The organism is Microcystis sp. M083S1 (assembly GCF_020246405.1).
Lineage (GTDB): Bacteria > Cyanobacteriota > Cyanobacteriia > Cyanobacteriales > Microcystaceae > Microcystis > Microcystis aeruginosa_C.
This window is the reverse complement of sequence record NZ_JADBTB010000104.1, coordinates 15,560-38,921: the sequence shown is the minus strand read 5'-3', so window position 1 is coordinate 38,921 and position 23,362 is coordinate 15,560. Positions and strand designations below refer to the sequence as shown.

Annotated in this window: 22 protein-coding genes; 11 read left to right on the top strand and 11 right to left on the bottom strand. The window is 42.2% G+C overall.

Annotation, left to right across the window (positions count from 1 at the left end):
- A partial coding sequence (locus IM450_RS10610) for an RNA-guided endonuclease TnpB family protein (RefSeq protein WP_287720624.1) occupies positions 1 to 655 on the top strand: 655 nt, incomplete at its 5' end.
- A 44-nt stretch (positions 656 to 699) separates the two neighbouring features.
- Here the strand turns inward: IM450_RS10610 and IM450_RS10605 are convergent.
- Positions 700 to 1,527 carry a YaaW family protein gene (locus IM450_RS10605; protein WP_002801144.1) on the bottom strand — a complete coding sequence of 276 codons (828 nt, stop codon included), beginning with the start codon at positions 1,525 to 1,527 and terminating at the stop codon, positions 700 to 702.
- A 97-nt stretch (positions 1,528 to 1,624) separates the two neighbouring features.
- Between IM450_RS10605 and IM450_RS10600 the strand changes: the two genes are divergently transcribed.
- The 4 genes from IM450_RS10600 to IM450_RS10585 all read left to right on the top strand — a co-directional run bounded on the left by IM450_RS10600 (position 1,625) and on the right by IM450_RS10585 (position 5,883).
- The gene (locus IM450_RS10600; protein WP_287670508.1) at positions 1,625 to 2,569 is read left to right on the top strand and encodes an NAD(P)/FAD-dependent oxidoreductase; all 945 of its coding nucleotides are present in this window, start codon (positions 1,625 to 1,627) and stop codon (positions 2,567 to 2,569) included.
- A gap of 98 nt (positions 2,570 to 2,667) precedes the next feature.
- Entirely contained in the window at positions 2,668 to 2,922 is a 255-nt protein-coding gene (locus tag IM450_RS10595) for a DUF7219 family protein (RefSeq protein ID WP_149988181.1), read from the top strand.
- Positions 2,923 to 3,148: 226 nt separating this feature from the next.
- The gene (locus IM450_RS10590; RefSeq protein ID WP_287670505.1) at positions 3,149 to 5,212 is read left to right on the top strand and encodes an ABC transporter ATP-binding protein/permease; all 2,064 of its coding nucleotides are present in this window, start codon (positions 3,149 to 3,151) and stop codon (positions 5,210 to 5,212) included.
- Positions 5,213 to 5,349: 137 nt separating this feature from the next.
- Positions 5,350 to 5,883, top strand: a complete 534-nt coding sequence (locus tag IM450_RS10585) for a GNAT family N-acetyltransferase (protein ID WP_287670503.1) — start codon at positions 5,350 to 5,352, stop codon at positions 5,881 to 5,883.
- 202 nt (positions 5,884 to 6,085) lie between these two features.
- On the opposite strand, the gene IM450_RS10580 is transcribed toward IM450_RS10585, so the two are convergent.
- From IM450_RS10580 to IM450_RS10560, 5 genes are all read right to left on the bottom strand, one after another.
- Complete coding sequence (locus tag IM450_RS10580; RefSeq protein WP_287670501.1) at positions 6,086 to 7,060, bottom strand: MvdD family ATP-grasp ribosomal peptide maturase; 975 nt, start codon at positions 7,058 to 7,060, stop codon at positions 6,086 to 6,088.
- A 55-nt stretch (positions 7,061 to 7,115) separates the two neighbouring features.
- Positions 7,116 to 8,096, bottom strand: a complete 981-nt coding sequence (locus tag IM450_RS10575; RefSeq protein ID WP_287670499.1) for an MvdC family ATP-grasp ribosomal peptide maturase — start codon at positions 8,094 to 8,096, stop codon at positions 7,116 to 7,118.
- Positions 8,097 to 8,374: 278 nt separating this feature from the next.
- Positions 8,375 to 8,527: a microviridin/marinostatin family tricyclic proteinase inhibitor gene (locus IM450_RS10570; RefSeq protein ID WP_008201950.1), complete on the bottom strand. Its 153-nt coding sequence runs from the start codon at positions 8,525 to 8,527 to the stop codon at positions 8,375 to 8,377.
- Positions 8,528 to 9,049: 522 nt separating this feature from the next.
- The gene (gene rodA, locus IM450_RS10565) at positions 9,050 to 10,330 is read right to left on the bottom strand and encodes a rod shape-determining protein RodA (RefSeq protein WP_287670496.1); all 1,281 of its coding nucleotides are present in this window, start codon (positions 10,328 to 10,330) and stop codon (positions 9,050 to 9,052) included.
- A 211-nt stretch (positions 10,331 to 10,541) separates the two neighbouring features.
- Entirely contained in the window at positions 10,542 to 11,603 is a 1,062-nt protein-coding gene (locus IM450_RS10560; protein ID WP_002758983.1) for an Mrp/NBP35 family ATP-binding protein, read from the bottom strand.
- 219 nt (positions 11,604 to 11,822) lie between these two features.
- On the opposite strand from IM450_RS10560, the gene IM450_RS10555 reads away from it, so the two are divergent.
- Positions 11,823 to 12,746, top strand: coding sequence for a hypothetical protein (locus IM450_RS10555; RefSeq protein ID WP_287670494.1), 924 nt, complete (start codon positions 11,823 to 11,825; stop codon positions 12,744 to 12,746).
- A 59-nt stretch (positions 12,747 to 12,805) separates the two neighbouring features.
- Entirely contained in the window at positions 12,806 to 13,243 is a 438-nt protein-coding gene (locus IM450_RS10550) for a hypothetical protein (RefSeq protein WP_287670492.1), read from the top strand.
- An 82-nt stretch (positions 13,244 to 13,325) separates the two neighbouring features.
- Here the strand turns inward: IM450_RS10550 and IM450_RS10545 are convergent, their stop codons facing one another.
- The gene (locus tag IM450_RS10545) at positions 13,326 to 14,117 is read right to left on the bottom strand and encodes an MOSC domain-containing protein (RefSeq protein ID WP_287670490.1); all 792 of its coding nucleotides are present in this window, start codon (positions 14,115 to 14,117) and stop codon (positions 13,326 to 13,328) included.
- On the bottom strand, positions 14,104 to 15,381 hold the full coding sequence (locus tag IM450_RS10540) for a glycosyltransferase (protein WP_287670488.1): 1,278 nt from the start codon (positions 15,379 to 15,381) through the stop codon (positions 14,104 to 14,106). The genes IM450_RS10545 and IM450_RS10540 overlap by 14 nt, the downstream gene beginning before the upstream one ends.
- A 165-nt stretch (positions 15,382 to 15,546) precedes the next feature.
- Here IM450_RS10540 and IM450_RS10535 point away from each other — a divergent pair, with 165 nt between their 5' ends.
- Positions 15,547 to 16,716, top strand: coding sequence for a glycosyltransferase (locus IM450_RS10535; protein ID WP_287670482.1), 1,170 nt, complete (start codon positions 15,547 to 15,549; stop codon positions 16,714 to 16,716).
- An 86-nt stretch (positions 16,717 to 16,802) separates the two neighbouring features.
- Here IM450_RS10535 and IM450_RS10530 read toward each other — a convergent pair whose 3' ends face one another.
- Both IM450_RS10530 and IM450_RS10525 read right to left on the bottom strand, forming a co-directional pair.
- Positions 16,803 to 18,134: an AtzE family amidohydrolase gene (locus tag IM450_RS10530; protein ID WP_287670480.1), complete on the bottom strand. Its 1,332-nt coding sequence runs from the start codon at positions 18,132 to 18,134 to the stop codon at positions 16,803 to 16,805.
- Complete coding sequence (locus IM450_RS10525) at positions 18,131 to 18,307, bottom strand: DUF4089 domain-containing protein (RefSeq protein WP_069474623.1); 177 nt, start codon at positions 18,305 to 18,307, stop codon at positions 18,131 to 18,133. Before IM450_RS10525 ends, IM450_RS10530 begins: the two co-directional genes overlap by 4 nt.
- 348 nt (positions 18,308 to 18,655) lie before the next feature.
- On the opposite strand from IM450_RS10525, the gene IM450_RS10520 reads away from it, so the two are divergent.
- From IM450_RS10520 to IM450_RS10510, 3 genes are all read left to right on the top strand, one after another.
- Positions 18,656 to 20,257: a B12-binding domain-containing radical SAM protein gene (locus IM450_RS10520; RefSeq protein WP_287670477.1), complete on the top strand. Its 1,602-nt coding sequence runs from the start codon at positions 18,656 to 18,658 to the stop codon at positions 20,255 to 20,257.
- Positions 20,258 to 20,449: 192 nt separating this feature from the next.
- Positions 20,450 to 21,850, top strand: coding sequence for an ABC transporter substrate-binding protein (locus tag IM450_RS10515; protein WP_287670475.1), 1,401 nt, complete (start codon positions 20,450 to 20,452; stop codon positions 21,848 to 21,850).
- 27 nt (positions 21,851 to 21,877) lie between these two features.
- On the top strand, positions 21,878 to 22,603 hold the full coding sequence (locus tag IM450_RS10510; RefSeq protein ID WP_046662779.1) for a WecB/TagA/CpsF family glycosyltransferase: 726 nt from the start codon (positions 21,878 to 21,880) through the stop codon (positions 22,601 to 22,603).
- A 9-nt stretch (positions 22,604 to 22,612) separates the two neighbouring features.
- Here the strand turns inward: IM450_RS10510 and ureG are convergent, their stop codons facing one another.
- Positions 22,613 to 23,206 (bottom strand): urease accessory protein UreG, encoded by a 594-nt coding sequence (gene ureG, locus IM450_RS10505; protein ID WP_002792251.1) that lies wholly within the window; start codon positions 23,204 to 23,206, stop codon positions 22,613 to 22,615.
- Positions 23,207 to 23,362 lie beyond the last annotated feature (156 nt).

Sequence of the window (23,362 nt, the reverse complement as noted above, 5' to 3'; positions counted from 1 at the left end):
TAAAGCCATCGGAATTGACTTAGGAATTAGTAGCCTAGTAATTACCAGCAATGGCGATAAAGTATCTAATCCAAAGCATTTTAAAAAGCATTATCGGAGACTGCGAAGAGCATCGAAAAATCTTTCTAGAAAACAGAAAGGCTCAAAGAATCGAGAAAAGGCAAAAATCAAAGTAGCCAAGATTCACGCTCAAATTACAGATAACAGAAAAGACCATTTACACGAGCTAACCACTCAATTAGTTCGTGAAAACCAAACGAGTGTGGTTGAGAATTTAGCCGTCAAGAATATGGTCAAAAACCCGAAATTATCTCAGGCAATATCTGATGTAAGCTGGGGAGAAATCATTCGACAATTAGCCTATAAATGCCGTTGGTACGGCAGAAATTACATCGAAATAGATAGATGGTTTCCCAGTTCTAAACGGTGCAGTAATTGTGGGTATATTGTGAAAGAGCTGCCGTTAAATGTTCGAGAGTGGGACTGTCCGAACTGTGGGACACACCATGACCGAGATATTAACGCCAGTAAAAATATTTTGGCCGCAGGGCTTGCGGTGTCAGTCTGTAGAGCGACTATAAGACCAGAACAGAGTAAATCTGTTAAGGCAGGTGCGGAACCCCGCAAGGGAAAGAAGCAGAAACCTAAATCGTGAGGTTTGGGAATCGCCGTCCGTTTTACGGCGGCGAGGATGTCAAGCTATGCAGGTTGCCAACAATCCTCACGAGTCAGACGAATTTGGGCGATGGCAAAAATAGTCGGGATAATCCGGCCGTAATCAGTGGCGATCGCCTTCCAACCGAGATCAGCAATAAACCAACCCCATAGAGCCGGTCCGACTAAACTTAACACGGTTCTGACCGCTCCGTAGCGGGCCGCCGCCCGAGTCATGCCCTGTTTAGCCGTTTGTAGGGCGATTTGATTAGCAATTGCGCCACCCTGGACTAGGGCAGTTTTTGCCCCTTGATAGCGGGCAAAATGGAGAGCGAACTGCCAGGCGATATGTTTGAGCAGAATCGGTTTCAGGATAGAATTAACGGCGATGACGCTACTGCCTTTGAGGACTATATCGAGGGGATTATGTTGTAGGTGAACGGGTAAGGGTTGGAGAGTGTGGGAATCCGCGAGCGCCTTTTGAATTTGAATCGAGAGGGATTTTTGTTCCGATGGGGGGAGACGTTTCCAAGCTTTGTTAACCAGATGAAGATAGATTTCCGCTTCAATTTCCGTTGTCGGCATTTTTTGGGAGTAGGGAACCTTGAGGAAATGACAGACACGGACGAGAATTTGACGATAACTAACTTTTTCGGTTTGACCTTTTAATACTGTCACACCATCGGCAGCCAAATAACGAAAACGATCCTCGACGCTATCTAACCAACTATCCCAATCTTGACTTTGAACGGCGATTGCGTCCGGCGCTCGTAGATAATCGAGAGGGTTAAAACGACGGCAAAAGAGGATGTTAGTGATTTGCTGTAGTTCCTCCTCGGTGGCTAACTCCAAAGCTGTGCGTAGTTCGTCCAATGTGGTTTGTCCTCCTCAGCCCCAATAATCAACTTAGTTTCGCTAGTGCTGATTACTACTAATATTAACTCAAGGGTTCACAGGATTAGGAAGGCTAGTGACAAATTTTTCGATTAATGTTGGGATCATTGGTGCGGGTTTAGCCGGGTTAACCTGCGCTCGTCAGTTGTGCGATCGAGGTTATACTGTTAAGCTATTTGATAAGTCTAGAGGCATTGGTGGTCGTTTAGCCACGCGACGGGTTAATCGAGCCAATCAAGAGATGGCTGTGGATCATGGCTTGCCTTTTTTGACTATTCAGGGCGAAAAAACGGCGGCTTTAATTGATAATCTCCTGAGAGAGAATATAGTTACTTCTTGGTTTGATTCTAGCTATGTTGCTCCTTCTGGCATCAATAGCGTGGCGAAATTTTTAGCTCAAGGTTTAGAAATTGAACGAGATTTTCTGGTTACTCGTCTGGAAAATCGTCAAGGAAAATGGGTTTTAAATAATAACGGTCAAATTCGGGGGGAGTTTTCGGCGATTGTCCTGGCTATTCCCGCCCCGCAAGCAGCGTTATTGTTAGAAAACTCTCATATAACTACTATGCCAGAATTGCGATCGATCGTTTACGATCCCTGTTTAACGGTAATGGCAGCTTATGGCGATTCTTTACCCGCAGTTGCTCCCTCCACCGATATCGCTTGGTTAGGACTTGATAGCAGTAAACGGCAATCATCCCCTGATTATGTCTTTGTTGTGCATAGTAGTGGAGATTTTGCGGTTAAATATCTCGATAGCGAGGATTTAGAAGCAGTTAAGCTAGATTTGCTCTCTCGTGCTTCTTTGCCTCTCCCCGATTGGTCACAGATTCACCGTTGGCGTTATGCTTTAGTCCGTCAGGGTTTAGCTGTACCCTGTTTAAGTGTTAATAGTCCTTTACCTCTAGTTGCCTGTGGTGATTGGTGTCAAGGAGGAGATTTATCGAGAAATTCTTCCCTAGAAACGGCCTTAACTTCTGGGATAGCGGCGGCTAATCAAGTTCAGCAGCTACTCTCTTAAGAATCTAGAGACAGGTTTAAATTCTTAGGTTAAGCATAAGTTAACAAAAGTTTAAATATATAATAATGTAGATATCCTATACTGGGGGGTCGGTAACAATGGAAAAATTCAATTCTAAAGATAACTTTCTCTACCCTAAAACCAGCTACAGGGGTTTATTCACGCCACAAAATTTAGTTTTTAACGCTAACTTGCAGGAATTCGCCCTGAGAGTCTCTTTTATCGCTGGTTTACACACTGGGGGAAAACTTACCTCCACGGAAGCTTACGAGAAAATTAACCAGCTTTGGCAAGAGTTGAATACCAGTCAAAAATTCCTACTAGCTAATCATTTTGAGGATCACGGAGATTGAGAGATGGGGGTTTTTCAGTGATCAGTAAACAGTAATTAGTATCTAAAGTGCCACAGTAACAAAAGTGGGTCAAGTAGTTCTTAGTTATGTCAGAGCTTTCTGACCATAGCTGGCTTTCATCTTCTAGATAAAAATGTTACCAAAAGACAAAAACGGGTAATTCTCCCGCTACAATGTAATATTGAGTTGTCAAGAGAACAGTAAAAGAACTGCCAATTGCATCTAGATGCCCCAATATACTACTAAACAAGCAACGGAAAACCCTGTTGTGTCCGACCAGTCGGCCAAGAATCCCTTTTCACTATTTGGTCAATTTTGGGAAAGCCTAAAAATTGTGGCTCAACCCTATTGGTATCCAACGGAGTTAAATGGACGTGCCTTTGGAGATGTGATCATTTCTTGGGGAATGTCAGCTTTGATTCTTTTAAGTATCTTGGCAACGGTGGGGGTAGAAGCTTTTAGTAGCTACTGGAATCGTTATGTACTCGATATTATTATTGAAGATAGAGATCTTTCTAAATATCTAAATACGCTGTGGTTATCCAGTTTGTTGATTATAGGAACAACGGGGTTATTTGCTTTTTCTCAATTTATTCGTCGCAAAGTAGCCTTAGATTGGTATAAGTGGTTAACGAAACAAACCGTCAAAAAATATCTCAATTATCGCGCTTATTATAACATTGATTTTACCTCGAACTTAAAAAATCCCGATCAAAGATTATCTCAAGAAATTGAACCAATTACGACCATGACCCTAAGGTTGTTAATCACCTTCGTGGAAAAAGGGTTACAAATGATTACTTTTGCGATTATTCTTTGGACAATTTCTCGGCAAATTGCGGTTTATCTAATAATTTATACGCTCGCAGGAAATTTAATAGCAATTTATCTAACTCAAGAATTAAACAAAATTAATCAATCGGAGCTTAATAATAAAGCTGATTATAATTATGCTTTAACCCATGTGCGTAACCATGCGGAATCCATTGCTTTTTTTCAGGGAGAAGAGCAGGAAGAAAAAATCATTGAAGGCCGTTTTGAACGGGTTATTCAAAGCTCGGAAAAACTGATCAATTGGGAACGGTTTAATAATCTTTTTAATCGGGGTTATCAGTCAGCGATTAGTGTATTTTCAATGTTTATTTTGACCCCCATGTTTATTAAAAACGAAATCGATTATGGGGAAATTAGTCAAGCGAGTTTATGCTGTTTCCTTTTTTCTAATGCCTTGGGACAATTAATTACTGAATGGGGAACATCGGGTAAAGTTTCAAGTTATATTGAACGGTTAGCTACCTTAACAGATGCCTTAAAAGTTGCCAGTGAAGAGCCGAAAAACTTAAGTCGTATTATCACCCTGGAAGATAATCGTCTAGCTTTTGAAAATTTTACCCTACAAACTCCCGATTATGAAAAGGTAATTGTGGAGAATTTATCGGTTTCTGTTCCTTTGGGAGAAAACCTACTGATTATTGGCCCCAGTGGTCGAGGAAAAAGTTCCTTGTTACGAGCAATCGCCGGTTTATGGAAAGCAGGTAGCGGCCGTTTAGTGCGTCCTCCTTTAGCTAAAATGTTATTTTTACCCCAACGTCCTTATATTATCCTTGGCAGTTTACGCCAGCAATTACTTTATCCCCATACCAATGAGCAGGTGAGCGATGAAGAATTAGAAAATATCTTAAAAAAAGTCAACCTGCAACATTTATTAACTGACAAAAATACCTTAGATAAACAAGTCAACTGGGAACAGATTTTATCCCTCGGAGAACAGCAAAGATTAGCTTTTGCTCGACTATTAATCACTAAACCTACCTTTACTATCTTAGATGAAGCAACCAGCGCTTTAGATTTGGCCAATGAAGCCAGCTTATATCAGCAATTACAGGCAAGTGAAACCACTTTTATTAGTGTTGGTCATCGGGAAAGTTTATTTAATTATCATCGATGGGTCTTAGAGTTAACAGAAAATTCCCATTGGCAGCTGTCAACTGTAGAAGATTATCAGCGCAAAAAAGTTAATGACCTGGTCATGACATCAAAAAAATCAGAAAATTTCTCGGCGGTAAAAATAGAGCCTTTGTCTGAGGTTAAAACTGAGCATGATGCGGAAATTGCCGGAGTTTCTGAAATAGCCGAAGGTTTGTCCCATCAACAAATGCAGTCTCTAACTGATTATTCTTTAAGTAACGTTCGGAGTCGTGCCAGTTTAGGTAAAATTATTACTGCCAAAGATGGTTTTAATTATCGTTACGATAAAGACCCAAAAACCTTAAAATGGGTGAGAATATAGCTAATGGGGTGACAAACAGATTGAAATTGAGACAGAGTATTCAGACTTTCCCCTCTCAGGAGAACTAGAGAATCAGGTTTTTGCTGGGTAAGTTGATTAACACTGATAACTGATAACTGGTATAGGAATTTTATCAAATGAAAGCACTGGAAAAACTGGTGACGGAACGATTATATTTAGTCCCCTTAAAGCTTGAACTTCTGAAAGCGGCAATTATAGGTATCGATGAATTAGCAACAATTTTGGGGGTAAAAGTTGCAGCTGACTGGGCCGAACAAGAGTTGATTCAAGCTTTCCCTGATATTGCCAATATTTTGCTGCAATTCCCCTTACAAAATGAGTGGGGGTGGGGGAGTTTAATTATTCATCAAACAGAAAATACCCTTATTGGTCATGTGATGATCAAAATTATTCCTGATGCCACAGGTTTACCCACAGATGCTGTAGAAATTGGCTATCAAGTAGCGCCGTTATATCGACGACAAGGCTACGCATCTGAGGCGACAAAAGCAATGATGGACTGGACACTTTCTCAACCTGGTATGCAAACAGTGACCGCTGGCTGCGCTCCCGATAATATAGCTTCAAAGCGAGTTTTAGAAAAAATAGGCATGAATCTGATAGAAGCACGAGAGAAAGTCTTGGTCTGGAAATTAAGTAGGGTTTGCTGAAAAAGTTTGTTGGTGGGGTTAGGAGTCAGTTATCAGTTATCAGTTCACTGAGAAAACTCCCCACTTCCCCACTTCCCACACCCTACACCCCACACTCTACACCCCACACCCCACACCCTCTTTCAAGTCAGGAGTCGGGGGGGAAATCTGGAGTCAGAGCCTCGTCGATGCGATAAAATACTCTGGCTCTGTCTTTGCCAGTTTATGAGTTAACTAGGATTTCAGCGATTGCCTGGGAGATAGGAAAATAAGGAGGATAAAGTTCTAGCCAGAAAAACTCGCCAACGGGATTAATTTCTAAAAAGATATAACGTTCATCTGGTGTGACAATCATATCAATTGCACCATAATTAAGACCGAAATATTTCACTAATTCTAGTAGTTGTTTTTCAATAGTTTTCGGTAAATCGTAGGGTTGCCATTGTTGATGGAGCGCTCTTCCCTCTTTTCGCCAATCGTAGATAGCACCGTCTAATTGTTGGGAATTAATCGCCGCCGTAAATATTTGTTCACCGACGATAGTGATGCGTAATTCCAAAGCTTTAGGAATGTTTTCCTGAAAAGTCATTGGACAAAATTGCAAACCTTCCAAATTATCTAGGTCTTCCTTTGTAACAGGACTGGTAAAAACAACCATTTCCTCTTGCTTGTCTCCATAAATAGCAAATTGAGAAAGCATTTTAGTCACAATTCCTGTCGCTTCAAACTCCTGAGCAAATTGCTTGACAGCTTCAGGATTATTAGAAGTTAAAGTCCCCGGAATTAATAAACCTAATTGTTGCGCTACTTGTAACTGCAATTGTTTATGATTGGCATGATCTACCTTAGCAATTGGATCAAGATGAAAGCCAGATAAACTAGCAATCATTCCTCGAATACTTAACCGACATTCCTTAAGAGAAGCTTCGCGAAATTGACTATCCATCCCATCGGGTAATTTTAGTCCGTATCTCATGCGTCGATACCAGACAGAAGAAACTTCTTTTAGCTCTAATTTTTGTTCTCCATCGGTAATAATTCCGCCTTTTTTATCGTCTGAGTAAAGATCAACTTTTACCTCTGTAGGGAAGCGATCGGTGTCAAAACGGAAGGCTTTTTTACCCATCGTTTCTATGGCTTTGATTACCAGAGGAATACTTTCATTATCGTGGCTAAAAGTAACAATTAAAACGGTCATAAATCTCCTTGAAAACTTAGGATTAACAATTTTTTTTCAGTGCGAGCTTTGCCGATCAACCGAAGACTAAAAAATCGGCGATCGCATGAGAAATAGGTAAATCTAAATCCCGTTCTAACATTCCCCACTCACCACCCGGATTAACTTCTAAAAAAACGTATTCTCCCCCAGGAGTTAAGATAAAATCAAACGCCCCAAAATTCAACCCTAAATTAGCCATAAAAATCTGAAGTTGCTGCAATAGTGAATCAGGTAAAGTATGATGTTGCCAAGCACCAGGATCAATACCAGGTCTTCGCCAATCTACGGCAGAATTATTATACTGAGAAGATTCTAAAGCTCCCACAAATGTCTGTCCATTAACCACGACAATTCTCAATTCTAATTGTTTGGGAATTTCCGCTTGAAAAACCATAGGACAATAACGTAAAGATTCCGCTTCCTCAAGGTCTTCTGCTTTCACCCTACTGGTATAAAGAAAAAATTCCGGCGACTCCATACTGCGGGCGATCGCAGTTAACAATTTACTCACCATTCGTCCCTGAACCTGGGAAAAAAACTCCCGGGCAGCATCAGGATTATTGGTAACTAAAGTGGGGGGAATAATTAAGCCAACTTCTGAGGCCAAACGAAGTTGTAATAACTTATTTTTAGCCTTCTCAATTTGCGCTAAATTATCTAACCAACGCGCTGACCTTAAACTATCCCAAAAACCGGCCAAAGTCGTCTGGGATTCTCGCACACAAACCTCCCGAAACTGAGGATCTAAATCCCCTGTTAGTTCAGGTTGCCAAATACGTCTTGTCCAAACAGATTGCACCTGTTGACTATCAATAGATTGATGGTTATAGGTTAATTGATAAAAACTTTTTTTCCCATTAAATTGGGCTGCTAATTGAACCTCTAAGGGAAATTTATCGGTATCTAAGCGAAAAGGTGTGGCTCCTTTTTTTTCTATCGCCTCAGCCACGCGGTCAATCGTGAAAAAATCGCCGCTATGGGTCAACAATAAAACAACTTTAGGCGATTCTTTCATGTCAATTGCAAATCTCTATATTTTAACCCATTTTAAGGCTTTTGGGCTGGTATTTATTGGACAGAATCTCAATAAAAGGCGGCAAAAATTGCTGCTTTTGCTTAACTAATTGCAGTATTTGTTTTTTTCTTGAGTAATTACTAAATTTAGTTGACAGCACTTCTCAGGATCTCAACGTGCAGTTTTTTTGGCTGCGAGCCTTGCTTAGTGGCTCCTTTAGCTTTTTGTCTGTACGGTGTAATCAAGAAAAGTGCTGCAATTACTCAAGTAACCTGAGTTTAAAACTCTTCCCAGTCAGAAGGGTATTTGAGTGTAACATTATATTCACGCTCAGGGGAAGGAGACTTGATGGAAGATTCCTCTTTGCTTACGGACAAGAAACGAGCAAAGAAAGGAAGTGCTTTACCTTGTTGATCGTTGGGATATGCCATTGTTATTCCTCTGGTAATTTCGAGTGAATAGGTTTAATCACTCAGACAAAACTAACAACCTGTACTAACGCTTGAAAGCTTTGCTGTGCATGGCTTTCAGAATTGGGATTGTGCAAATAATTTGCCTTTGTTTGGGTGATGGAAAACATCATAAGCACTAATCTGGCAAATGTCAAGCACTTAAGAAAAATTTCTGCTAAATCCGACATTCAGCACATCTTCATATACTTTTATATATTTTTACATTCCCCAAGATGTTTTAACGAAAAACCTTGATTGTAGAAACTACTATTGAGAACATTTTCAATAATTGATTTTTTCTGAGAAAAAAATTGACAATTCTTCACCTTGATCAAAATCCATCATTGTAGTTATAATTCTTACTGGCAAGGGTTTGGAAGGAATATATTAGTAAAAATCATCAATTGAATGTTAAGAAGTGCGGAAAGTGGGATTTAATACTCCACACTTAAAACTCAAATCTGATAACTGATCACTGATAACTGATAGCTGTACAACTACTTAGTACAAACGCTTACGGGGGCGATAATTAGCCACGGATTCCACTAAACCCAAGGCGATAAAATTGGTTAATAAAGATGAACGTCCATAACTTAACCAGGGTAAAGGAATCCCTGTAATCGGGGCTAATCCCACGGTCATGCTAATATTAAGAATTGCCTGAAAAGCGATCATCGAGAGAACACCGATCGCTATTAAAGAACCGAAGTTTTCTTTAGCAGTATTAGCAATGACTAACAAACGCCAACAAACTAACCAGAAAGCTATTAAAACTAGAATACTGCCGACAAAACCGAATTCTTCCCCGACTACGGAGAAGATAAAATCGGTGTGTTGTTCGGGAATAAAATTTAATTGGGTTTGGGTGCCTTGGTGTAATCCCCGTCCCAATAATTCTCCCGATCCGATGGCAATGCGGGATTGAATTAATTGATAACCTCCCCCCAAAGGATTCTTTTCTGGGTGAAGAAATAGGGTTAAACGATCTTTTTGATATTCTTTTAATAAACCCCAAAAAACCTCGCCTAATTTACCCACTGCCAGATTAGTTGCCACCACGATGAAAGTAGATAAAAAACGGTAGGGAAGGGTAAACCAAGCAAGCACAGCGATGATAATTGCTAAAACAATCCAAGCAGGAAAAAGTAAATTAAACAGAAAAACCGATGCGAGGGGAGATAAGAGGATAATCATCCAAGGCAGTTTCGCATTAGCCCAGTAAATCATGCCTAGGGTAATTGCCCCAAAGACTAATCCCGTCCCCAAGTCCGGCTGCGCCATAATTAACACCCAGGGTACCGCAGTGACGGCAAATACACGAGCGATCGCAAAAAGATTATCGGCGGGACGATGATGTAGGAGGGCTGCTAGGGTGATAATTAAACCTACCTTGGCAAATTCCGACGGTTGCACGTTAAAACTGCCGATATTAATCCAACTTTGCGCCCCATTCGCCGTCACCCCCAGGACAATTACTGCAATTAGGGAGAGATTGGTGAGAAGATAGGTTAACCAGTGCCATTTCAACAGACTTTCATAACGACAACGGGCCAGAAATAAAGCGATCGCCACTCCCACGGCCCCGAATAACCAGTGTTGCCACCAGTCGAGAGCGGTGGTGTTCCTTTCGGCACTACGAATCATTAAACCACCGAAAACGGTTAAACCCGTCACCAAAACGAACAAAAGCCAATCAATTTGGGCTATATCATGGAAAATGAAGCTAAACTGCTCACCAAAACCGCTTAGTTTCCTACTAACAAGGGACTGTCTTCTCACCATTTCTCTCCCCAAATTTACTAACTAACTAGGGTTTGCTCAATAAATCTAAAAACATTGTTCGATAAGACTTTTAGACCTTTTTGAAATCCAAAAGCACCGGACATTGGAGTGATTGGGGGGAAAATTTAGGGACTTTTTCCCTGAAAATGGGTAAAATCCTACACCCTACACCCTACACCCTGCCCCTAGGGAAAACTTTTTGCCGCAAACCCTAACTATAGGCTGCCACGGATACTTTCGCCGCCACCTGACGAGCGATCGCTATCAGGGCTTTAGCTGAGGCCGATTCTGGTTGCCCCAAAACCACTGGTACACCAGTATCACCGCCTTCCCGGAGGGCTATCTCCAGAGGTACACATCCCAGTAAAGGAATGCCCAATTCTTGCGAGGTTTTTTCCCCACCACCGGACCCAAATAGATCATAGGAGCGATCGGGCTGATCGGGAGGGATAAAATAACTCATATTTTCCACGATACCCAAAACCCGCGCCCCTAGCTGTTGGAACATTTTTAAACCCCGACGCGCATCAATTAAAGAAACCGTCTGGGGAGTGGTGACAATCACCGCACCCGCTAGGGGGACTGATTGAATTAAAGTTAATTGTGCATCCCCGGTACCGGGAGGCATATCGACGATTAAATAGTCTAAATCGCCCCAATTGACTTGATAGAGAAACTGACGGATAATGCCGTTTAACATCGGACCGCGCCAGATTACCGGTTGATCGGGGTTGATCAAAAAGCCCATGGAAACCATTTTGATGCCATGGTTGAAAGCGGGTTCCAATATCTCGCCATTTGCGCCCTGTACGGTCACTTGTGCGTCATTTAAGCCCAACATTGTCGGGGCGTTGGGGCCGTAGATGTCCGCGTCTAATAGCCCCACTTTTGCCCCTAAATGAGCTAAGGCGACGGCGATATTGACAGCCACGGTACTTTTCCCCACACCGCCCTTACCACTGGAAACGGCGATAATATTTTTAACCCCCTCCACGCCTTGGCGATCGGGTAAAGCTTTTTGTTGCGGGGTTTCGGCAGTTACTGCCACGGCGACACTTTCCACCCCGGGCAGCTGTTTAACGGCTTTTTGGCAGTCTTCCACGATAAATTCGCGCAAAGGACAGGCAGGAGTGGTCAAAACTAGGGTAAAGCTAACTTTTCCGCCATCGATCGCCACATTGCGGATCATGTTCAATTCCACTAGGCTTTTTTGCAGTTCCGGATCTTGAACGGGACGTAATACTTCTAAAATCGAGGCGGTATCAAGGGGCATGGTTTCAGTGTCTCTAGTCAAGTATTGTTCTTATGGTTATTTATCTTAACCTTGATATTTCTACTTATGGCCTAAGAGAGATGCTCCCGTATTTTCTTAAATGTATGGTGGGATCATCTGGGAGCAAGTCACTTTTGCGAGTGCATAAATTTGACACTCGTGGGACAAGTGACTGAACACCTAAGACAAGATTGTTTACTTCAAACAAAGGGAAAAAAGATGTTAAAAATTACTGCGGATCTATATTCTGGACGAGCGAATCCAGAGTGGATTATCAGCGATGAACAGGAAATTCGCGCTACCCTGCGGGAAATCGCTAATAATGCTAGTGTCATCGCTAAATCGGCACCAGCCAACGCTGGTCTAGGATTACGGGGATTTTTAGTAGAACCCCTCAACGATGAGGTAGGCCGCAATTACAATCTGCCAGAGAGTATTTATCTAGCGGCTGGACAGTATGCTACCAGTTCTAAAGCCAATGCTATTGCCGAAAGACTGGTCGGTTTAATCAATAGTGCTGAAATAACCACCAGAATGACCCCTGAAGAAGAAGCTCTATCTTTAGATGAAGATCTACAGGGGTTTTTGCAGGAACAATTATATGTAGGTGAGCGCTTGACGCTCCTCGATACGGAAGGATTAGAATTATCCCCCGAAGCTGTGGGAATCCCCCTCGAAACCCCCAAGGCCGCCTGCCAATACGAATTGGGAGCTTATAATCCCAATTTCTGGAACAACAACGCAACTATCCTGCGGAACAATAACTGCTACAATTACGCCAGTAACAAACGCACCGATACCTTTGCCCAACCCGGACGCGGTTGTGGTAGTATGTATCGCTCGCTCACCTGTGCGGAAGTGACCCGAGCTTCCCTGTGTGATGGCTTACATGTACGTTATAATTGTTTCCCCGCCTCCGAAGCCCCTCGCTATCTGGTGGCCCTAGTTATAGCTCCAGGACGAGATTTCCACTGGTATCGACTGAATAAAGAGGGTTTCTGGAGTCATAAACCTGGTTCCACGCCGGTCAGAAATGTTGATAATAGTAACCGGGTGATTACAAATCCCCAAACCTGTAATCGCGGAATTTATACGCAATTTTGCGGCTATTTCTATACTTGTAAGAGCCAAAAAATTCGTTAAACGTTTCAACTCAGGTCAGTTAGATGGCTAAGATAGAACCTGAGGGAAGGAGGGGAAAGGTGGCAGCAATTGTGGTGATCGCCATACCCCTCTTTTGCCTGCTCGGCCTAATAGTTTACACTCAGACAGTGGAGGCGATCGTGCAAGTAGAACTCGATATATTTAGTGGTCGTCCCAATCCCCATTGGACTCTTAACGAGCGCGATAGTCAGGAACTACTCCAACGACTGCAGCGTTTGTCCCCTACCAAAGCTGGTGAACCTAGTGGCAATTTGGGTTATCGAGGGGTGATCCTCAGTAATCCCAGAGGTGCGATCGCTGGATTCGAGTGGATCGTTTGTTCGGATGGATTAGTGGTCGGATACAAGGGAGACTCATCCCAGAAGTTTATCGATGCCAATCGTAACTTGGAACGTTGGTTAGTACAAACTGGTGAGACAACTTTGGGGACGGATATACTGCGCTCCCTCCGTCAAGAGTTCGGTGCTGATTTCTAGGCATATTTTTAGCTTTTCAAGAGTTGGTTGCCAGTATTTCCGGTTTTATTTGACTGACCTTGAAAGGGCTGCCCCTATATCTCTAGATTACGGTAATAGGATCGCCGACTTTAATTGTACCTGTCTTTTCGGGGATGACATTTTCTCCGAACATAATTCCCCCCGGGAAACTGCGAAAAGTGCTTAAGGTTTTTAAAGGTTCTTGCTGGGGATTTCTCCTACCCGTTTCTTGATCGGTGGTGGTGATAATACAGCGACTACAGGGTTTAACCAGAGCATAATTTATCTCTCCAATTGTTATCTTTTGCCAACTACTTTCGCTAAAAGCTCGATCGCTACTAATAACAATATTAGGCCGAAAACGATTCATCGGCACCGGTGCAACTAAACGCCGATTTAAGTCCTCTAAAGAAGCAGTATTAGTTAATAAAATTGGATAACCATCGGCAAAGCTGACGGGAGTATGATCGTTCCCTGCATAGCGAGGATTCACAGGACGTGGATAATCGGGAGATTGTCGCACTAAACGACAGGGAATGTCGAGAATTTTCTCGAACCATTCAGCGATTTCATCCCCTTGATCCATGGCTATGGTGTGAGATTCCCAGATTTGAACCGCTCTTTTTTCTCCTGTGAAATTAGGACAAAAAGTTAGGGAATCTTGAGATGTTTTCAGAGAAAAGTTATCTCCTGTCATCGTGATAGAAACCCTGGCTAATTGCGGATATTCCCTTTGGGTGATAAATTTACCCTTGCCATCCACTAACATCATTTCTCGATCCCAGAGTAAACCTTTAGGAGTTACTTCAGCTTGGGATAATTGAATACCTCGACAGGATTTAATCGGGTAGATATAGAGATCAATAACCTGCATTTTCTTTCAGTAGTTCTACATATTTTTTGGCCACATCTTGCCAAGTCCAGAGATTAACTTTATTGGGGATATCTTCGGGGAACAAGCGAGGAATTGGATTGAGGATAAATTGTTCTAAACAATTGGCTAAACTGTCCGCATCTCCCCTAGGATAGAATTGCACTCTTTCGGGACAATTATATAATTCTACCTGTTCTTGAAACACTTCTAAATCGGAAGCGATAACGGGAATACCTTGTAAAATTGCTTCTGCTATTGCTAATCCAAAACCTTCGTATTTTGAGGGAAATACCACAGAGGAACAGGTTTGATAATAAAATTGCAAGGTTTCATAGTCTTGATAACCTAATCCCTTGATATGACTCTCGAAAATTTCTTGATTTTCCCGATAAAGTCGGGTACATTCTTTGAGATAATCTTGATATTCTTGAGTTTGGGACTGTTGAGATAATTGCAGATTTCCACTAACTAGATTATCGGTTTCTTTGCCGATAAAAACTATTTGAAATTTTAAACCTTTTTTAGCTAGTGTCATAGCTGCTTTGAGTAAAGTCAGATGATCTTTGTAGATACCAAAAGAGGAGGGAAAATAAAAAGTAACTAGCTCACTTTTGACTAGATCAATCTTGGGATTAGACTGCTCGATAAATCCCGCTAAGGGTACAGCTTTTAATTTACTAGCATAGGTAGCATTGGGAAAAACTTTTAAAACATCGTCTTTAGTTTTTTGGGAAATTGTGAACAGTAGATCGGCCCGATCTAACCATTCTTTTAACGCTTCATTGTAGGGTTCTTGATAGGATTCTGAGTAAGTTAAGGGAGCAAATTGCCAAAACACATCATAAATAATGCCACTTAAAGTAACCTTGACATTGGGGGGAGAAATCCGATTAGTCATCCCATACAAACAGTGATCAGCTTGGTAACGATTGATAATCTGATTAATTCTTGCTTCGATGCGTAAAAATTCAATTCTACGAGAGAAAAGACGATGAATATAATTCAGTCTTAGGGTTTTGTAAAAATTCGCTATAAGACCATAAAAATAGATTAATTTTGTCTCAAAACTCTGGGGATAAAAATCAAAATTTTCGTAGATAAGTTTATCAGAATCTGGCATTAAAGACTTAAAATATTCAATATCATTACGAGGGAGGACGATAATAATTTGTTCGACGTATTCTAATAAGCTAGGTATTAAAGAGATAATGACTCTTTCTACTCCTCCTTTGCGATAAAATAAGATCGGGATGACAATTTTCATAGATTTACTTACAGATAGATATCAATAAAAAGATTGATTTTTGACTTGAACCTATTATATGATAGGCTCGAATTGTTCTACTGAGTCGAGAAATCGAGTTAAATTCAAGGAACTAAGACTCCATCACCCATCGCCCCTATTTTCCCTCGATCTTGGAGAAAAAGAGTGTCACAAGCTACTCCATCCCTACAATCTAATCTCAAACAATGGCTAAGGGCGAGCGCACCTTCCCTATTTCAAATTAAACAGCGTTTGAGCGCCCGTCGTTGGCCGAAAAAATCGATCGTTATTTACACAGAAAAATATCGTCCCATGCGTCCGGCGGAAATTTGGCAACGCGGGGCTAGTGGCACCCAGGCATCGGTGGCTTTTTTAGCGCAGGAATGGACGAAACGCGGCTATAAAGTGACAATTTTTGGCAATTGTGAGGGTATGGAAGGGGAACAGGACGGTATTCGCTATGTTAATTATTACCGCATGAATTGGCAGGATCACTTTGAGACATTGGTGATCTCTCGTCATCCCACCTATTGCCGTCCTGGTACCAAGGCAGAACGAATTTTTTTTGATTGGCAAGATATTAAAGTTCCGGCAGCCTCCTATACCCCCGAAATTTTGGCTAGATACGACAAAATTTTCTGTAAAAGCCAATATCAACGGGATTTACTGGATTTCTGTCCCGATCATCAATGTCCGATTGTTCCTAATGGTATTGATGCTTCTCTTTTGGCTGTAAGTGAGACGGTGCCAGAAAGCGAGCATCTTCCTTATCGTCTAGTCTATGCCTCTCGTTATTATCGAGGCCTAGAGTCAATGTTAAAGCATGGCTGGCCGATTATCAAGGCGGCAATTCCCGCAGCTGAGTTACATCTCTACTATGGTTTTACTAAACGGGATGGCTATAGCGATCGCAGAGAATGGCGCGATAATTTAATCGCTTTGATTAAAGCTAGTCCGGGGGTAGTTGATCGCGGAATGATCGGTTATCGTCAACTAATCGAGGAAAAAGCTCGCTCTGCTATTCATTACTACGGTTGCACCTATCGTGAGATCGATTGTATTTCCGTGCGCGAGTCGGCAGTGGTGGGTTGTCTGCCAGTGGTGACGGATTTTGCCGTTTTTCGAGAAAAGGACTACTGTGTGAAAGTGCCGGGGGAAGTAACCGATCCGGCTACTCAGGAAGCTATAGCCCGGAAAATCGTCGAATTACTGAAAAATCCCCAGCTTTTAGCCCAAGAGCGCGAAAGATGTCGTCAAATTGCCCTAACTGACACTTGGGAGCGATCGGCCGCCGCTTGGTTAGATGTGATTGAAAAGGAGTCTCCCAGTCAGTAGATTGTTTACTTAGACTGGAAAAATGACCTTTTCGTTTAATAAGTGCCTAAATTAGGGATTTTAAGGGGAAGTAAGCCCTTGAAATCTCACTGGTGCGGGATATCTATCAGCATTTCCTCTAAAACCCTTGCTACGCTTAGGATTAAGTCTTCGCGATCAGGAGCGGCGATGATTTGCAAACCTAAAGGTAGCCTGGATGAACGTTTAATCGGCAAAGAAAGGGCAGGTAAACCGATAAAAGAAAAAGGTTGGGTGAATCTGCCTAAATTAGGTCTAATTAATAGCTCTTGCCCGTCAATAATCATTTTTTCTACTCCTAACGGCGGCGCAATACAGGGAATCGTCGGGGTGAGGATAATATCGACTTCGGTGAAAATCTCTCGCAGACGATCGCGATACCAACGGCGAAAACGTTGAGCCTGTAAATACCAGCTAGAGGGAATTAATGCCCCTGCCAAGAAGCGATCCCGGGTTGCGGGGTCAAAATCCTCTAATCTGGTCTGTAAACGCGGTAAATGCCAATTTGCCCCCTCAGAAGCGGTAATTATATAGGCGGCTGCTCTGGCGCGGGCGGTTTCGGGAATGGTGATTTTTTGGCTCACTCCCAAACGTTCGGCGATCGCTGTCACCGCCTCGATTACTTCCGGTTTGGCTCCCTGCTGAAAATAATCGTCGGCAAGGGCTATTTTTACCCCCTCTAAGCCATTTAAAGGAGCTTTAAGGTTATTTTTGGCAAAAACACGCCAAATAGCCGCCATATCCGCCACATTGCCGCTAAAAAATCCCAGATGATCCAAACTACTAACGAACAAAAATAGGCCCTGACGGGATACGCGCCCAAAGGTGGGTTTTAGCCCCACTACGCCACAGCAAGCGGCGGGAACCCTCACCGAACCATTAGTATCGGAACCGAGGGCGAGAGGCACTAAATTAGCGGCAACGGCAGCGGCGGAACCGCCGGAGGATCCTCCCGAGACGCGACTAGGATCGAGGGGGTTGGCAGTGGCTCCATAATGGGCATTTTCGGTGACAAAACCGTAGGCGTACTCATCCATATTGGTCGCCCCCACCAAAACTGCCCCGGCCGCTTCTAGGGTTTGAATAGCGATCGCATCTTGTCCAGCGGCAGGGTGATCTCGATTGATTTTGGAACCGGCAAGGGTGACAATACCCTCGATATCAAAGAGATTTTTGACGGCGAAGGGGACTCCTGCCAAGGGGCCGACGGATTCCCCATTGGCGATCGCTTGATCGATTTTTTGGGCTTGAGCGAGCGCCCTAGGCTGTAAAATGTCGGTAAAGCAATTTAAATGGCGATTTTTCGCCTCTATCACTGCCAAAGTCTGGCTAATAACTTCTAAGGCGCTAGTTTGACGATTTTGGATCGATCGAGCTAAATCGCTCACAGAAATAGTCATGGTTCAAAGCTGAGGGCGCTTTCCCCGTCATCCTCTAAGGGAAATTCTGTCACTAAACTGGCGATTTCTTGCAAGCGTTGCCAGTTTTCAACCACAGAATTTAAATAGCGATCGGGAATGGTTAAATCTAGGATTTTCGCCATGATTATAACGTATTCTTCGGAATTATTCATAGATTTCATTCTGGCTGGGGTGAAGGGGATCAATCGACACCTAGTTAACCTGTGAAAATTGCTAGGATATAAGAGAAAATCTCCTGTAAATACAATAGCTATGCCTAGGCAGGAAGTATAACTTAAATTTGTTCTTGACCACCGACTACCTAGGATCATAACCTGAGATAGGATCCTAGAACTGTATATTGAGATATTTTCCCCTCCTTCACCCCCCGATTAAATTAAACTTATATATGACCAAAAACAAGAGGTAACAAGTCTCCCCTTTCAAGAGAATGAAAATTAAAAGCTACTGAAGACTACTGGTAGTCACTGATAACTGATAACTGATAACTGATAACTGAAATGACCATCTTACAAGACGAAAAACTACTCTTTACTCCCGCAATACCCCACAGTGATGCCCTTAGAACCATTTTTGCCTTTCCTAATCAGTATTCTGTGGGTATAACCAGTTTAGGTTATCAAATTGTTTGGGCAACTTTAGCCCTGCGATCGGATATACAAGTTAGTCGTTTATTTACGGATTTTCAAGAATCTTTACCCCGTTATCCCGAATTAGTCGGCTTTTCCTTTTCCTGGGAATTAGACTATGTTAATATCCTCTCGCTGTTAGAATCTTTAGACATTCCTTGCCACAGTCATCAACGGCAAGATCAGCAAGCGATAATTTTTGGAGGCGGACCGGTTTTAACTGCTAATCCCGAACCTTTTGCCGCTTTTTTTGATGTAATTTTATTGGGAGATGGTGAAAATTTAATTGCTGATTTTATTAATGCCTATCAAGAGGTTAGAAACGCCGATCGCCCGACAAAACTCCGTCATTTAGCACAGGTTCCGGGGGTGTATGTTCCTAGTTTATACACCGTTAATTATGATAGTCCTGATGGCGAAATTACGGCAATTCTACCCATAGATAATAATGTTCCCGCCTTTGTTAGTAAACAAACCTATCGCAGTAATACCCTTTCTGCTTCTACGGTGGTGACAAAACAAGCGGCATGGGAGAATATTTATATGGTAGAGGTGGTGCGAAGTTGTCCAGAAATGTGCCGTTTTTGTTTAGCTAGTTATCTAACTTTACCCTTTCGTACTGCTAGTTTAGAATCCCTGATTCCCGCCATTGAAAAAGGTTTAAAAGTGACCGATCGCTTGGGTTTATTAGGTGCTTCCGTCAGCCAACATCCTGAATTTGAAACCTTACTTGATTATCTTTTTCAACCAAAATTTGAGGGAGTTAGACTCTCGATCGCTTCAGTTAGAACTAATACTGTCACAGAAAAATTAGCTAGAATTTTATCCCTAAGAGACAGCAAATCAATTACTATTGCCGTAGAAAGTGGTTCTGATCGCTTGCGGGAAATTATCAACAAAAAGTTAGCCAATGATGAAATTATACAGGCTGCCATTAATGCTAAAGCGGGCGGTTTAAAAGGGATAAAACTCTATGGTATGGTGGGAATACCGGGAGAAGAAACCGAAGATATTGGCGCAACTGTGGAAATGTTAATAGCCTTAAAAAAAGCTGCCTCTGGACTGCGAATCTCTTTCGGTTGCAGCACATTTGTGCCTAAATCTCATACTCCTTTTCAGTGGTTTGGAGTTAATAAAATGGCCGAAAAAAGATTAAAATATCTAGAGAAACAATTAGGTAAACAGGGCATAGAATTTCGTCCAGAAAGTTATAATTGGTCGGTGATTCAAGCCCTATTATCTAGAGGAGATCGCCGCTTAACTTCCCTGTTAGAATTAACCCGTGGCTACGGTGATTCTTTAGGCAGTTATAAACGGGCTTTTAAGGAACTAAAAGGAAAAATTCCCCCTCTAGATTATTATGTTCATCAACAATGGCGTTTAGAACAGGTTTTACCCTGGAGTCATTTACACGGTCCTTTATCCTCCAATGTTTTAATAAAACATTTAGAAGATTCCCAAAGAAAAAGGTAAAGTATCGCTAATAAGCTAAGACGCATTTAAACAATATCTTGACTATCAGACCCCAAATGAGGTATTCTATCAAGGTAGATCGGATATTGTTGCCATTCAGACTTGGATTGGCCCTATTAAAAAACCAAAAATGTTACTTTTATTAACATAAATCTCGATTAAACCATTAATTTAATCTTAGTTGATCAGCCCATGAGCCAGAAAAATGAGACCGTTACCCTCCTTTTAGCCCTGCTGATTACCCTAATATTTTTTGGGGCAGGTGGTTGGTGGTTATACAATCGTTTTCAAGGAAAAGATAACCCAACCAATCTTCCTGAACTGGGGCAAAAATCGGTATCCGCACAAGCAAGATTTAGTCAAGGGGAAAAATTATTAATAGTTGAAGGGGCTTCTTCTGACAAACAAGCCGCCATACAGGCACTCGGAAAAGGAGACTTTCAGCAAGCAGTTTACCTCCTAGAAAAATCCCTACAAACTAATCGAAATGATCCCGAAGCTCTCATCTACTTAAATAACGCCCGTATTGGTGAAGCTAAGTCCTATACTATCGCCGTTTCCGTGCCAATTGGGAGCAATGTCAACACCGCCCTAGAAGTTTTACGAGGAGTTGCCCAATCTCAAAATCAAATCAATCAAACCGGAGGAATTAATGGCACTCCTTTAAAAGTTCTCATTGCTGATGATGCTGATAATCCCGAAATTGCCGCTCAAATTGCCCAAAAATTAACGGCTGATAACAGCATTTTAGGAGTAGTAGGACACACTAGCAGTGACACCTCTTTAGCTGCGGCTGCTATCTATCAAAAAGCAGGATTAGTAATGATTTCCCCCATCAGTACCTCAGTTAAACTCTCCAATTTTGGTGACTATATCTTTCGTTCTGTTCCCAGTGATTTTGTGGCGGCACGGGCATTAGCCGAATCTAGCTTGCAAAAAAATCCTAACGTCAAGGCAGTGGTATTTTTTAACTCCCAAAGTAATTATAGTCAATCCCTAAAATCTGAATTTATCACCGCTTTAGGATTAGGAGGAGGTCAAGTGGTGAGTGAATTTGATCTATCTTCCCTCACTTTTACCCCTTCTAAAAGCCTCCAACAAGCTCAACAAGAGGGAGCAAATCTAATCGCCCTTCTTGGGGATAGTGGAACCCTAGATAAGGCTTTGCAGGTGGTTCAGATCAATGGTCAAAAATTACCGATTGTGGCGGGTGATGACGTTTATAGCCCCAAAACTCTGGATGTAGGCGGAAAAAATGCCCTGGGCATGATTGTCGCTGTCGCTTGGCATTTGGCGGCTAATCCGAACAGTCCTTTTGTGAATAATTCCCGCCAATTGTGGCAAGGAGACGTAAATTGGCGCACTGCCACCGCCTATGACGCTACCCAGGCTTTAATCGCTGGAATTAAGGGAGAATCTAGCCGCGAGGGAGTTCAACAGGCGTTAAGAAGCAGTGATTTTTCTGTTCCAGGGGCGACTAATCCAGTGCGATTTTTACCGTCTGGCGATCGCAATCAATCCGTGCAATTAGTGGTAGTTAAACCCGGTTCTCGTTCTAGTTTTGGGGTAGATTTTGTGCCAATTTCTCGATAAAATGACAACTAAATCAAGATGAATTATATGTTAGAAACTCCCCCTAAATATTCAGTTCTCGGTTTACCAGTTCATCTTCTCGATAACTACAGTCGTTGGTTAATCGATCGCCTCTATCAAGGTTTTGGTTCCCACGTTGTCACTCTTAATGCAGAAATGGCAATGTTAGGGGAAAATGATGCTAAAGTAGCCCAAGTTATTCGGGAAGCAGATTTAGTTATTCCCGACGGTGCGGGGATTGTCATTTACTTAAAATTAAGGGGCAGAAAACAAACCCGCTGCCCCGGTATTGAATTATCAGAATCCTTAATTACTGAGTTAGGAATGCAGGGAGAAAGTTCTCCTATTGCTTTTTTTGGTGGTAAACCGGGGATTACGGAAAAAGCGGCAAGTAATTGGCAAAAAAAGATACCTAATATCCGTATTCTGGCTAACCACGGTTATCTATCTTCCGAGGAAATGTCCGATTGGATCGAGGTGTTAAAAGATCAACAACCGCGGTTAATTTTAGTTGGTTTGGGAGTACCCCGACAAGAATATTGGATTAGGGAACATCGCCATCTCTGTCCCCAAGCTATCTGGGTAGGTGTGGGGGGTAGTTTTGATATCTGGTCCGGGATAAAAATCCGCGCCCCTCGCTTTTTCTGTGACAATAATTTAGAGTGGTTGTATCGACTATATCAGGAACCTTGGCGCTGGAAAAGAATGTTAGCTTTACCTAAATTTTTCTGGCGCTCTCTTTTTTATTCCTAGTAATAGTTATTATAAATTCTTTTCGATAAAGGCAATCACTCGCTCTAATCCTTCCCGTGTTTTCAAGTTGGTGAAGATAAAGGGTTTATCCCCGCGCATCTTTTTGGCATCTCTATCCATCACCCCTAAATCTGCTCCCACCATCGGGGCTAAATCTATTTTATTAATTACCAATAGATCCGATTTGGTGATACCCGGTCCCCCCTTGCGAGGAATTTTATCTCCGGCTGCCACGTCAATCACATAGATGGTTAAATCTACTAATTCGGGGCTAAAGGTTGCCGCTAAATTGTCCCCACCACTTTCCAGAAAAATTAACTTTAAGTTAGCAAATTTTCTCTCTAACTGTTCAATGGCAACTAAGTTAATTGAGGCATCCTCGCGAATAGCTGTATGGGGACATCCTCCCGTTTCTACTCCTAAAATTCTTTCCGGGGCTAAAGCTTGTGATCTCACTAAAAATTGGGCATCTTCTTGAGTATAAATGTCATTGGTGACTACGGCGATCGGATATTGATCCCGCAAATTTTTACACAGAGCATCGAGAAGGGCTGTTTTTCCTGAACCCACCGGACCGGCAATTCCCACGCGCAAGCAAGACATAGTTTTTTCGGGAAAAAGTGAAAAGGAAAGGGTTAAAAATTTTGGGGCTATCCGATAGAAAAAAGAGGGGTTCGCAGGGCGACACGGATTCCCATTATAATAAAAGGTTAACGCAAATCTGAGAATTTGTCAAGCCCTTTTGTCAATAAATTTGGT